Origin of the sequence: Arthrobacter sp. M2012083 (genome assembly GCF_000281065.1) — a bacterium.
Lineage (GTDB): Bacteria > Actinomycetota > Actinomycetes > Actinomycetales > Micrococcaceae > Arthrobacter.
On the sequence record NZ_AKKK01000002.1, the window covers coordinates 38,332 to 50,457 of the forward strand.

Consider the following 12,126-nt stretch of genomic DNA (forward strand, 5'->3'; position numbering starts at 1 on the left):
GTCACCTAGGGAAACATTTCGTCACGAACACGCCAGCGGCCTTGTCCCGAGGACCTGTTTTGTGCAGATCCATTTTGTCCCTTTTCCGCGCGAATAGAGGTTAGGAGAGCCTTTCCAACACTGCGTCGTATCTTTCCAGCGCGATCTCGGCGAGCACCTTCGATGGCAGCAACGGAGCCGCAACAATGTCCGCGCCGGCCTTAGCCAGCTGGTCGTGGAAATAGCCGGTTGCAAGCAGGTATGAGGCAATGAAGACCCTGCCAGTCCCACCGTCGGCGGCGAGTTCCGCACGTAAGGAGGCGACGCCGTCGGGCACTGTCGGCTGGGCGCTGGCGCCATAGGCGACCCGGACCTTGTTGGGCAGCAGCTCACCGAGGAGTCGCGCTTGCTCTTCCGAATCAACGGACCCGTCCGGAAGGGACGATCCCGCGGCAGCCAACAGCACGCCGTCGTTCTCGGTCAGGCCAGCCGCACGCAGGTGCGTGGCCAACAACTCAGCCAGACGGGGATCCGGACCCAACGGCCTCGCGGCCACTACCTCGGGCCGGCTCTTGATGGCCTTGGGCACGTCCACCTTGATGTGGAAGCCAGTGGAGAGCAAAAGCGGTACGACGACGGCCGCAGTCCCCTCGGGCAGGCCTTCCACCACGCCGCCCAACTCGGGTTCCTGAACGTCAACGTACGCCTCAACCACGCGCAAACCGGGCCGCAGAGTTTCAATTTCTGCCATGACGCGTCGGATGGCAGCCTGGCCTTCGGCGTTGCGGGTTCCATGGGCGCAAGCGATCAAAACGGGGCTGTTCATGGGAGCTAGCGTAACGTTGAGCCCGCACCTGTTGTGAAGCACGTTAAGAAAGAACCAGTCCACTTGATTTCCTTTGACATTGTTCTTCTTTGGCTTGACCTCATCGGCGTGTTCTTTTTTGCTGTATCGGGCTCGTTGTTGGCCGCCCGGAAGCAGTTCGACTTTGTTGGTTCGGTGCTGCTCGCTTCCATCGCGGCGCTGGGCGGTGGCGTGATCCGCGACATCGTGATCGACGCAGGCCCCCCGATCGCCTTCACGAATCCTGCCTACCTGGCCCCACCCGTGCTGGCTGCCCTGCTGGTTTACTACCTTTTCTCGTCGGTGCAGCGTTTCACGTCCCTTCTGACGCTGTTCGACGCCGGCGGATTGGCGTTGTTTTGCATTACCGGCACCCTGAAGGCCATCAGTGCCGGCATGAACCCGGTGGCTGCGATCCTTCTTGGAGTCACCACGGGAGTGGGCGGGGGGCTGCTCCGTGACATCACCGCCAACGAAGTCCCCACCCTGTTCAACAACCGCGATATCTACGCACTACCTGCCTTCGTGGGCGCCGGTTTGACCACGTTGATGTGGCACCTTGGCCTGTTCAGCGGGCTTACCGCCTGTGTCATCGCCGGTGTTGTTTTCGCTTTCCGGGTAACCGCCTGGCGCCGCGGCTGGTATGTGCCCCTGGCTGTGCGTGGTTGGCATCGCGCAGGCACCGGTGGGGGCGCAATTTCCGGTGCCCGGGATTAGCTAGGATAAGAGCATGACTGACATGTTCCTCGAGAAGTTCCGCGCGCTGGTCCCAAAGTATCTCGAGGATGAATGGCAGGAAGAAGATGGCCTCACGCCCACCGAACTGGACGACGCCCTCGCCGATCACTCCTTCACCATCCCGCTGGTTCTGCGCGAGTTCTACCTCGCAATCGGCGGCTGCGAGGACCTCATGGAGGCCTACCACTACTTCTGGGACCCCGAGGAACTCGAGGTGGACGACGAAGGCTTCCTCATGTTCCTTGAGGACGAGGAGGAACAGTTCACCTGGGGCTTCCGCACCGCCGACCTCAGCATCCCGGACCCCATCGTCTGGCGCCGCAACAACGCCCGCGGCCAGTGGAAGAGCGAAGAGGGCACGTTCTCGGAGTTCGTGTTCGACATGTTCGAGTGGGCATTCAACGACGACGAAGACTAACCACGCTGTATAACAGCCCCCTTCCTGACCTTCGGCCAGGGCGGGGGCTGTTTTGCTTTTGCGGCCTGTGCGGCCACCACCCACTTTGCTTTTGGCACCACCCTGACATGCCGCTTCGGAGGTGTGTCGCCATAAAATTAGGGTCAAAGTAGGTGGTGGCGGGACAAGCAAACTCACGACGGCGGGACCCACCCAGGCGCGTACCTCGCCGGCGCGTAGCGGCCAAGTTCCCTGTTGAACAGGACCGCCATGACTTCGGCGACCATCCTGCCTGGGTGATGAACGACGTCGACGTAGTAGTAGCGGAGGGTCAATAGCCCTCTGCGCATGCCTGCGTTGTTCCTATACTGATCCTTCTTGACCTGTTTTCCCTCAAGGTGAGTGCCGCCGTCGAGTTCAACGATCAGGCATTCGTTGATCAGGCAGTCCACTTCCCCAACGCCCGGGACGTCCACGTGCATCTGGACCCTAAGACCGGCCCTGGTGAAATGGGTGTGCGCGAGTACTTCCAGGAGTGAGTCGGCCCGAGGCAGAACCAGATCCAGGATTTCCCGCACTTTGCCATTCCTGTTGCCTGGAAGCCTTGACCTCAGGAAATCCTTGGACAGGAGCGCTTGACTGACCGCACTCTGCACCATGACGAGCGCTTCCAGTTCAGGCAAACACCGGAGGGCATGGATCAGGACATCAGCCACTCCCGCTAGGGGTAGATACGAGTGGCGGGGGTGTAGGCAGGCACCGTGCTGGACTACACCGCGTCTCGCTTGGCCCGTGCTGCAGCTCAGATGGAGAGCCCCTGCGCCTCCGAGGGTCCAGAGACCATGGAAGCGGGCTGCAGAGATGCAGGTAAGTAAGCCGCCTGCTCGAAAGGCTGCAACGACGTCGGGGTCTGATACCCGGGACGTGTAGACGCCGCGATGAAGGCGATCGACTACTCCGTCCCTCACTGCCTTCGTGAGAATGCGGCGACTAAAACCCGCAGCCATCAGGGTGGACGTGGTTGCTGCTCCGCGCCGGCTTCGGAGGAAATTGTCGAGGTCCATATAGCCATGCTGAGGTTCGGTGGGGACTCGGCGATGGCCGCAACGTCCCCTATGTGGATAACTGCGGCGCCCCTCCACCACCTGGTTTGGCGGCCCTGATGTCGCGACACACCCCGTGCCCGGCGAGTCCCCCACTTCCAAAATCCAAAGTTGGTGGTGAAGGATCAGCGCTTGGCTGTAAATTGCGCTGCAGGACTGAGAAAACCATTGACGCGGGGAGTTGCATATATGACAGGATTGTCATAAGCTTTTCACGGATCCACTAAATGCCTCCGGTGGGTCTGATGCGAACGGAGATTGTGGTCCCGGTTCGGTGCAGCGTATGACTCGTAACGTTGCAGCGAGCCGGGGCCATTCCGTTTTTCCAGGAGACTTCAAATTTGGGCGCGTACGGCCACCACCCACTTTGATTCCACCGACGGCACAACACACAGCAACCACCGGCGTGTCACCACCCTCGCAGGCTCAAAGTGGGTGGTGAAGGTACCAGGTCCACCAAAGCCTCGGCCCAAAATGCGGGGAACAAAAAGCAGGCGCCCGGCCTATGAAAAGTCCGGACGCCACTAAAAGTAAGAGAAAACTAGCTGCTGCGGTCCACCACTGCGTGGGCAAAGTTGGTCAGCGAGGCCTTCACAACGCCCTCGGGCAACGGGGCCAGGGCGGCAACTGCCTCGGCGGACCACTGGCGGGCGATCTTCCAGGACTCCTCGGTGACGGGATGCTCGCGCAGACCGGCAACAACCTCAGCCAAAGCCGAGTCCGAGGACAAGTCGCCGTCCACCAGTTCCAGCAAGGCACTGGCGGAAGCATCGCCGGCGGCAGCATCACGGCGAAGCAGCAGGACCGGCAAGGTGGGAACACCTTCGCGGAGGTCGGTGCCCGGGGACTTTCCGGACTTGACCTTCACACCGGTGACATCGATGACGTCGTCGGCGAGCTGGAAGGCGACGCCGACCTTCTCGCCGTACTCCACCAAAAGGTCCTCGAAGGACTCGTCGGCACCGGCGAAGATCGCGCCGAGCTGGCCGGACGCCGCTACCAATGAGCCGGTCTTGTCAGCAATGACGGACAGGTAGTGCTCTACAGGATCTTCGTCTTCACGCGGTCCCACCGTTTCGTGGAGCTGACCCAGGCACAAGCGCTCAAACGTGCGGGCCTGAATGCCAAGGGCACGCGAACCGAGCTCGGACACCAAGATGGAGGCGCGGGCGAAGATGAGGTCGCCGGTAAGGATGGCCACCGAGTTGCCCCATACTTCGTGGGCGGTGGGAGCACCACGGCGGAAGGGAGCTGAGTCCATCACGTCGTCGTGGTAGAGCGTGGCAAGGTGCGTCAGTTCAACCACAACAGCGGCCTGGACAACCTCAGGACGTGAAGCATCGCCGAGGTGGGCGCACAGCAGAGTGAGCAGCGGACGGATGCGCTTTCCGCCGGCTTCCACCAGGTGGCGCGACGTCGCGTCAGCCAATGGGTCCGAGTTGGAAATAGCTTCGCGGAGCTTCTTCTCCACTCGGGCAAGGTTGGTGGTGATGGCAGGGCCGAGCTCGGCATCGCCCGCAATGGCGGCGAATCCGGCGGGCAGCTGGAGCCCCGTTGCGATCGCGGTGGTATTGGGTGCAGGCTCAACAGTCTGCGGCAAGCCGTGCCCGGCATGCGTCCAGCTGTGTTCGGCAGAGTTCGTCACGGGTTAACCCTAACTAGTTGTTGCGGAAACCGCGGAGTCGGTGCCTGCCGGCGTAAGGGCGCTGGCAGAGGAAGTGTTGGACGTAGCCGGAACCAGCATCTCGAGGACCCGGATCACGCGGTCCTCGAAGCCCTTCGCGGACGGATCCGTGAGGTTTGCGAGCATTCGCACCACGAAGCGCATGAGCACAGGAATTGGCATGCCCGTGCGCAGTGCAAGCTTCATCACCGCGGGCTTTCCGATCAATGACGCAAACATCCGGCCAAGCGTGAAATGCGATCCCCACTGGTCCCGCACGTAGTCCGCGTACCGCGAAAGGTGGGCATCGGCGTCGTGCGTGGACCAACCGGCGGAAGCCGACCGCGAAGAAGCGTCAATCAAGAACTCGGCCGCGAACCGGGCCGATTCCATCGCGTAGGAAATGCCTTCGCCGTTGAACGGGGACACCATGCCGCCGGCGTCGCCCAGCAGGAGCAGCCCGGGTGAGTAGTGCGGCGTGCGGTTGAAGCCCATGGGCAGCGCGGCACCGCGGATCTCCCCCACCTGGTTTTCCGGCGTGAAGCCCCACTCGGAGGGCATCCCGGCGGTCCATTCGCGGAGAACTTGCTTGTAATCGAGCTTGCCGAATTCCTTGGACGAGTTCAGGATGCCGAGCCCTACGTTGGACGTGCCGTCGCCAACACCAAACACCCATCCGTAACCGGGCAGCGGCTTACCGGACTTGCCGGGAAGTTCCAGCCAGCCTTCCATCCAGTCGTCGTCGTGCCTTGGCGAGGTGAAGTAGGTGCGCACCGCGACGCCAAGCGGTCGGTCGTCCCGCTTGTGCATTCCCAGAGACACCGCGGTCCGCGTCGAGTTTCCGTCAGCGGCGAGGACGACGTCGGCATGGAAGTCGCGCGTTTCGCCCGTCTTGCGTCCGGACTCGTCCAGGATGGAGGCCCGGGCACCGATCACGCGACCGTCCTCCGCCGTCAACGCGGAGGTGACGCTGTGGCGTTCAAGCACGACGGCGCCCGCGGACTGAGCGTGACGGGCCAGGTCCTCGTCGAAACCGAGCCTGGTCCTGATCAGGCCGTACGTGGGAAAGTCAGCTACTTCCGGCCATGGAAGTTCAATGGTGCGACCACCGGCAATAAGACGGAGGCCCTTGTTGCGCCGCCACCCTTCGGAGACCGCGTGGGGCAGTCCGAGCTTCTGAATCTCGCGGACGGCGCGCGGAGTCAGGCCGTCGCCGCACACCTTTTCACGGGGAAACGAAGTTTTCTCCAGCACCGTGACATCGATGCCCGACTGGGCGAGGTAATACGCGGCGGTGGACCCTGCCGGGCCCGCGCCAACAATCAGTACTTTCACGACGTCCTAATTCAACAGGCAGTGCTGGTTAGCCGGCCTGGTGGCGCGGCTTGATCTGGCGGCGGAGCTTTGCCACGGGAACACTTTCGCGGTGCTCGCCGGGCTTCTGTGCACGGTGGACAGCAACGATGCCGCCGCTGAGATTGCGGTACGTGATGTCCGTCCAGCCTGCATCACTGAGCCACTGGGCCAAGTGGTCCTGGTCCGGCCAGGCACGAATGGACTCGGCGAGGTACACGTAGGCATCCGGGTTGGAGGAGACTTTGGTGGCGATGGCCGGGAGCGCGCGCATCAGGTACTCGGTGTAGAGGTTGCGCCACAGCGGCACCACGGGGTGGGAGAATTCGGCGATGACCAGGCGGCCGCCGGGTTTGGTGACGCGCAGCATTTCCTCGAGGGCCTTGCGGGGCTCCACCACGTTGCGGAGGCCGAAGGAAATGGTGGAAGCGTCGAAGCTGTTGTCGGCGAACGGCAGGTTGGTGGCGTCACCGGCGATGAAGTCGATGTCCGGGCGGCGGCGCTTGCCCACTTTGAGCATGCCCAGGGAGAAGTCGCAGGCCACTACATCCACGCCTGCATCAGCGTAGGGTTCGCTGGAAGTTCCTGTGCCGGCAGCGAGGTCAAGGACCTTCTGGCCTACCTTCACATCCATGGCGTCAACCACGATCCGCCGCCAACGCCGCGTCTGCCCCATGGACAGGACATCATTGACGACGTCGTATTTTGGGGCGACATCATCAAACATCGTCGCAACTTCGTCCGGACGCTTTTCCAAGGATGCTCGGTTCACCCTGTAATTGTCTCAGACATTCAACCGACTTTGCTGCGCTGTAGAAGTCGGCTCAGATTCTGGCTGCGCGCGGGAGTACTGTTGTTCCATCATGACGAGCACGCTCCGTACCTTGACAGTCCCCCTCGATGTTGAATCATCCTCCGGGGGGCTGCCGTCGTTTCTGGTGCGGGACGACGTCCTTTGCTGGTCTCGCCGCGAGGCCGGCCTGGTGGGCTATGGCGAGCTGACGCGCTTCAATGCCACAGGTCCCGAGAGATTCCTCGAGGCCGATATTTGGTGGCGGCACCTCATTCTTGAGGCGGAAATCACGGACCACGTTGAGGTCCCGGGCACGGGCCCTGTGGCTTTCGGCTCGTTCGCCTTCTCCAAAACCTCTCCGCACGTTTCCCGCCTGATTCTTCCCGAGCTGGTGGTTGGCATCCGCGACGGCCGCGCCTGGGCCACCCAGTTGACGTTCGACGACGGCCCCCTCACCGAAGCGGGCGTCCTCGCCTCAGTGGACCGCTGGCTCACTGAGCCGGAGCCAAACGGCGACGACTCGGCGGCAGGAGGATCCGACGTCGGACTCTCACCGGAGGCTGTTGCTGGGGACGGTTCCGCTGGATACCTCAGCCGCGGTTCCCTGAGTGAGGCCGCTTGGATGCAGGCCGTTGCCAATGGTGTGGAGGAGATTCGCGCCGGGAAGCTCGAGAAGCTTGTGCTGGCTCGCGACGTCGTGGCCAACCTCCCCGGGGGAGTGAACGCCGCGGAGGTGCTTCGTCAGCTTGCGGCGAGGTATCGCGAATGTTGGACCTACGGCGTGGACGGACTTGTGGGTGCTACGCCGGAGATGCTGATTCAGGTGGAGGGCCGCACCGCACAGGCCCGTGTGCTGGCAGGAACCTTGGATCGCCGGGATGCCGACGGCATGGACGGCTCCCCCATGGAATACGCTGAACGGGTTTTGGCCGGTTCGGAAAAGCAGCGGCACGAACACGAAATCGCCATCGATTCGCTGACACGTCAGCTGGCTCCTTTCTCGGAGGCGATGAATTCCCACAGCGAACCGTTCATTCTGGAGCTGCCCAATGTGTGGCATTTGGCCTCGGACGTGAAGGCTGAGCTGGCAGATATCGAGGGACACGTCCCCACCTGCCTGGCACTGATCAACGCTTTGCATCCCACGGCGGCGGTCTGTGGGACGCCCACGCTCATAGCTGGTGCTCTGATCCGCAAACTCGAACATTTGGACCGCGGCCCGTACGCCGGACCGGTGGGTTGGCTGGATGCTGCAGGGAACGGTGAATGGGGTATTGCGCTCCGCGGCGCGGTCATCGAAGACGCGAACACGGTGCGCCTGTACGCGGGTTGCGGCATTGTTGAAGGCTCGCAGCCGGAGGCCGAATTGGCCGAAACGTGGGCTAAATTCCGACCAATGCTTGAAGCGCTGGGTATCAAGCGCTGATTCCGGGATTCCAGACACGGCTGCTGCCGGGGTGGTTGATAAGTGAGTAAACTTGTTATCCAATAGTGAAACTTCGTTTCCTGTGATGCACATCTCACGTTCGGCGCTACACTAAAACCGACTCAGTTCAGCATCCACCGCAACAAAAGGTAAACAACATGCAGATCTCCCGTTCGGTTCTGTCCGGCACCAAGATTGCCGCCGTCCTGGCAGCCGGCGCCCTGGCCCTGACCGCCTGTGGTGGTTCCTCCACCCCCGCCGCCTCCTCGGAGTCGGGCCTCAAGCTCATCAACGCCGGTAAGCTCACGGTCTGCTCGGACGTTCCTTACGAGCCCTTCGAATTCCAGAAGGACGGCAAGATCGTCGGCTTCGACATGGACATCGCCGCCGAGCTCGCCAAGGACGTCAAGGCCGAGCTCAACGTGGTGGACAGCTCCTTCGAAGCTATCGAGACCGGCACCGCGCTGACCGGTTGCGACGTCTCCATCTCCTCGATCTCCATCACAGACGTCCGCAAGAACGTCATGGACTTCTCCACTCCCTACCTGGACGACGACCTGACCCTCGTGGCCACGTCCGCCTCCGGTATCGAGAACCTCGACGGCGCAAAGGGCAAGAAGGTGGGCGTCCAGCAGGCCACCACCGGAGCCCAGTACGCCAAGGACAAGGGAATCGACGCCCAGCAGTTCGAAGACTCCGGCCTCCTGGTCCAGGCCCTCAAGGCCGGCACCATCGACGCCGCCGTCGGCAACCAGTCCGTCCTCGGCTACGCCATCAAGGACGATTCCAACCTCAAGCGCGTTGAAGACTACGCAACGGGCGAGAAGCTGGGCATCTCCATCAAGAAGGGCAACACCGCCATGACGGATGCCGTGAACGCCACGCTGAAGCGCATCACCGACGACGGCACCCTGAAGAAGTTCGAGACCACCTGGTTCGGCGAAGCTACCAAGTAGTCCGAGCCCGGGCTCCCCGAGATCCACGCAGGCGGGCCCCGAAACGATCTGTTCAGGTCCTTTCGGGGCCCCACCTGCGCAACATGAATGTGAGAACCCCATGGCAATGACTGCACGTCAACGAGCCAAAGTCAGTTTGTACGTCCAGGCCGGAATTTTTGTTGTGGCCGTGGCCGCCGTAATTATTGCCGTGGACTGGAAGACGGTAGGCACCAGTGTCTTCAACTTCGCCAAGATCGGCCCGATGTTCCCGGACATCTTCCTGGTGGGCCTCAAGAACACTCTCATCTACACGGCCCTCGGCTTTATTGTGGGCTTGTCCGGCGGCCTGCTGCTCGCCCTGATGAAGCTCTCTTCCTTCCCGCTGTACCGCTGGCTCGCCACCGGTTACATCGAGTTCTTCCGCGGCGTTCCGGCCCTGCTGGTCTTCATCGCGTTCGGCTACGGCGTTCCCCTGGCCTTCGGAATCCAGTGGGACGTCAACATCATCGTGATGGTATCGCTGGGTATGGTCGCTGCCGCATACATCGCTGAAACCCTCCGCGCCGGCCTTCAGGCTGTGCCCAAGGGCCAGATGGAAGCCGCCCGTTCGCTGGGTATGCCGCACTGGCGGGCGATGGTTTCCATCGTCATTCCCCAGGCGTTCAAGATCGTCCTTCCGCCGCTGACCAACGAGATCATCCTACTCACCAAGGACTCCTCGCTGATCTACGTCCTGGGCCTCACAGCCTCCCAGTACGAGCTCACCAAGTTTGGCCGTGATGGCATCTCCAGCCTCGGTGCCGGACTCACGCCGCTGCTCGTGGCGGGTGCCTTCTACCTGGTCATCACCATCCCCTTGAGCCTCCTGGCACGGAAGTTCGAAAGCCGCTCCGCGCGGACCAAGCGATAGGCAGGACAGTCATGAATAACTCCACTGGGAGCACGGCCACCGTTCGTGCCGCTGGCGTAAATATCAAGGATCTGCGCAAGTCCTACGGCAGCAACGAGGTCCTCAAAGGCATCTCGCTGACGGTGGAACCGGGCCAGGTTGTTTGCCTGATCGGACCTTCCGGCTCAGGCAAGTCCACTCTCCTTCGCTGCGTCAACCTGCTTGAGCAACCGAACGCAGGCACCATCAACGTGGGTTCATTTGAAGCCACCGACCCCGACGTCGACCTCAACAAAATGCGTCAGAGCGTGGGAATGGTGTTCCAGCACTTCAACCTCTTCCCGCACCTCAGCGTCCTGGAAAACTGCACCATCTCCCAGACCAAGGTCCTCAAGCGGTCCAAGTCCGAGGCTTCGGAGGTGGCACGCCGCAATCTGGAACGCGTTGGCCTGGGACACCTCGCCGACCGTTTCCCGGACCAGCTCTCCGGTGGCCAGCAGCAGCGCGTCGCCATTGCGCGTGCACTGTCCATGGACCCGCAGCTCATGCTCTTCGATGAGCCCACGTCGGCTCTCGATCCCGAGACTGTGGGCGATGTCCTGGCCGTCATGCGCAAGCTGGCCCAGGAAGGCATGACCATGTTGGTGGTCACGCACGAGATGGGCTTCGCCCGCGAAGTTGCCGACCGCGTGGTCTTCATGGACGCAGGCGTTGTGGTGGAAGAAGGGCCGGCAGAGAACGTCATCAGCGCCCCCACCCAGCCCCGCACCAAGGAATTCCTGCGCCGCGTCCTCGACCCCACGCACATTGGTGTCGAAGAAGCCTAACGCCTTCGTTCGACGTGCTGCTTGGCGCACTGACGCCACGCATCTTCGTTCGCGCCACTGAAACGGGAGGGTGACACCCATATTCGGGTGTCCCCCTCCCGTTGCCGTCTCGCCTACGAATTTGGGTGTCCTAATGAAGCACGACGGCGGCGGGGAACCCCGGCTGCCTCAAGCTCGCGTTCCAGCTTGCCGACGGACAAGTCACTCCACACCAACCGGAACACACCTCGGCCGGTGGCGCGAATGGCATTCTCGCGGTCCTTTTCTTCGATCACTGCTTGGGAAGGCGTGCGTCCCTTCAAGTACTCGGGCTTCATGTACTTTTCGCGGCCATCGAACTCTCCGACGACTCTGGCGTCCTTCCAGTAATAGTCCGTATAGACGACCCCTACTTTCGTTCGAACTTCATGCTGCAACTCGGGAGCAGCGAAACCGGCGAGATGCATGAGTCCCCTGCAGTAGGACTCCCCCGGCGAACCCGAATTCTTAACAGCAAACTGAACAACCGCTGCCACACGCTTGGCGGCGGCCTTCGAGTACCGGGCATCAATAGCATTCAACAGCTCATCCCTCGTCACTGGTTCGCGGCGAGGTCCAAGGGATAAAAGGAAATCCATGGGAACAACAGCCTCGGCAAATGGCACGGTGGCTGCGATGTCCAATGCCGTCCTGACCCGGCTGGTCACCAGGAAACCGTTCGTTTCCTGGGCTTCCTGAGGACCATCGCGGACATAGTGCCGCCGAACACCTGCCCTGGACCTTCCCCCTCCGGCGTAGGAGGTGAGTGCGTGAATGGGTTGTCGTCCGACGATGGTCGGAATGCCATGAATGCTGGCCGCGGAGTGGTGCGAGAACACGGTGGCGGACGTGAATGTCTCCGCCGCCGCCTCGACCCTCAGGGCATAGCGATCCCAATTCTCCAGCAGCGCCCACTTCTGCGCGTCGACGTACACCCCATGCCTGATTCTCACGAGCTTTCCGGCCTTGGCTGCCTCTGACAATTTCCGGGAATCCCCGCCGATGAGTGACAGGTCCTTGGCGAGGATCAGTTTGGGTAGGCTCCGCATAGCACCAGCCTTCAGCTTTGCCGCTGCCTTGAGTAGGCTCTCTCCGCCGTATGTGGAAACTCCCGATCCACCGCCGCTGCGGAGACGGACCAATGACACCCGGATTCGG

Annotated in this window: 12 protein-coding genes; 6 read left to right on the top strand and 6 right to left on the bottom strand. The window is 62.0% G+C overall.

From position 1 onward, the window contains the following. Positions 1-100: 100 nt before the first annotated feature. On the bottom strand, positions 101-868 hold the full coding sequence (locus A477_RS0100845) for a CbiX/SirB N-terminal domain-containing protein (RefSeq protein WP_017197153.1): 768 nt from the start codon (positions 866-868) through the stop codon (positions 101-103). Here A477_RS0100845 and A477_RS0100850 point away from each other — a divergent pair, their 5' ends adjacent. Next, positions 869-1,540 carry a trimeric intracellular cation channel family protein gene (locus A477_RS0100850; RefSeq protein WP_017197154.1) on the top strand — a complete coding sequence of 224 codons (672 nt, stop codon included), beginning with the start codon at positions 869-871 and terminating at the stop codon, positions 1,538-1,540. 13 nt (positions 1,541-1,553) lie between these two features. Continuing rightward, the gene (locus A477_RS0100855; RefSeq protein WP_017197155.1) at positions 1,554-1,979 is read left to right on the top strand and encodes a hypothetical protein; all 426 of its coding nucleotides are present in this window, start codon (positions 1,554-1,556) and stop codon (positions 1,977-1,979) included. Positions 1,980-2,152: 173 nt separating this feature from the next. On the opposite strand, the gene A477_RS0100860 is transcribed toward A477_RS0100855, so the two are convergent. The 4 genes from A477_RS0100860 to A477_RS0100875 form a co-directional block, all read right to left on the bottom strand. Next, positions 2,153-3,022: a type IV toxin-antitoxin system AbiEi family antitoxin domain-containing protein gene (locus tag A477_RS0100860; RefSeq protein ID WP_017197156.1), complete on the bottom strand. Its 870-nt coding sequence runs from the start codon at positions 3,020-3,022 to the stop codon at positions 2,153-2,155. Positions 3,023-3,602: 580 nt separating this feature from the next. Continuing rightward, positions 3,603-4,706: a polyprenyl synthetase family protein gene (locus tag A477_RS0100865; protein ID WP_017197157.1), complete on the bottom strand. Its 1,104-nt coding sequence runs from the start codon at positions 4,704-4,706 to the stop codon at positions 3,603-3,605. Positions 4,707-4,715: 9 nt separating this feature from the next. Then, complete coding sequence (locus tag A477_RS0100870) at positions 4,716-6,059, bottom strand: geranylgeranyl reductase family protein (RefSeq protein WP_017197158.1); 1,344 nt, start codon at positions 6,057-6,059, stop codon at positions 4,716-4,718. A gap of 28 nt (positions 6,060-6,087) precedes the next feature. Next, complete coding sequence (locus A477_RS0100875; RefSeq protein ID WP_017197159.1) at positions 6,088-6,849, bottom strand: demethylmenaquinone methyltransferase; 762 nt, start codon at positions 6,847-6,849, stop codon at positions 6,088-6,090. 91 nt (positions 6,850-6,940) lie between these two features. Here A477_RS0100875 and A477_RS0100880 point away from each other — a divergent pair, with 91 nt between their 5' ends. The 4 genes from A477_RS0100880 to A477_RS0100895 all read left to right on the top strand — a co-directional run bounded on the left by A477_RS0100880 (position 6,941) and on the right by A477_RS0100895 (position 10,950). Further along, positions 6,941-8,296, top strand: a complete 1,356-nt coding sequence (locus A477_RS0100880) for an isochorismate synthase (protein WP_017197160.1) — start codon at positions 6,941-6,943, stop codon at positions 8,294-8,296. A 158-nt stretch (positions 8,297-8,454) separates the two neighbouring features. Beyond that, entirely contained in the window at positions 8,455-9,252 is a 798-nt protein-coding gene (locus A477_RS0100885) for an ABC transporter substrate-binding protein (RefSeq protein ID WP_017197161.1), read from the top strand. Positions 9,253-9,352: 100 nt separating this feature from the next. Next, a complete protein-coding gene (locus tag A477_RS0100890) occupies positions 9,353-10,144 on the top strand; it encodes an amino acid ABC transporter permease (RefSeq protein ID WP_017197162.1) in 792 nt (263 codons plus the stop codon). An 11-nt stretch (positions 10,145-10,155) separates the two neighbouring features. Next, positions 10,156-10,950 (top strand): amino acid ABC transporter ATP-binding protein, encoded by a 795-nt coding sequence (locus A477_RS0100895; RefSeq protein ID WP_017197163.1) that lies wholly within the window; start codon positions 10,156-10,158, stop codon positions 10,948-10,950. Positions 10,951-11,063: 113 nt separating this feature from the next. On the opposite strand, the gene A477_RS0100900 is transcribed toward A477_RS0100895, so the two are convergent. Next, a complete protein-coding gene (locus A477_RS0100900) occupies positions 11,064-12,017 on the bottom strand; it encodes a hypothetical protein (RefSeq protein ID WP_017197164.1) in 954 nt (317 codons plus the stop codon). Positions 12,018-12,126: the final 109 nt, after the last annotated feature.

Excerpts from the sequence above, each read along its gene's own strand:
- A477_RS0100855 (WP_017197155.1), top strand. The coding sequence starts at position 1,554 with ATGACTGACATGTTCCTCGAGAAGTTCCGCGCGCTGGTCCCAAAGTAT.
- A477_RS0100860 (WP_017197156.1), bottom strand. The coding sequence starts at position 3,022 with ATGGACCTCGACAATTTCCTCCGAAGCCGGCGCGGAGCAGCAACCACG.
- A477_RS0100880 (WP_017197160.1), top strand. The coding sequence starts at position 6,941 with ATGACGAGCACGCTCCGTACCTTGACAGTCCCCCTCGATGTTGAATCA.
- A477_RS0100885 (WP_017197161.1), top strand. The coding sequence starts at position 8,455 with ATGCAGATCTCCCGTTCGGTTCTGTCCGGCACCAAGATTGCCGCCGTC.
- A477_RS0100890 (WP_017197162.1), top strand. The coding sequence starts at position 9,353 with ATGGCAATGACTGCACGTCAACGAGCCAAAGTCAGTTTGTACGTCCAG.
- A477_RS0100895 (WP_017197163.1), top strand. The coding sequence starts at position 10,156 with ATGAATAACTCCACTGGGAGCACGGCCACCGTTCGTGCCGCTGGCGTA.
- A477_RS0100900 (WP_017197164.1), bottom strand. The coding sequence starts at position 12,017 with ATGCGGAGCCTACCCAAACTGATCCTCGCCAAGGACCTGTCACTCATC.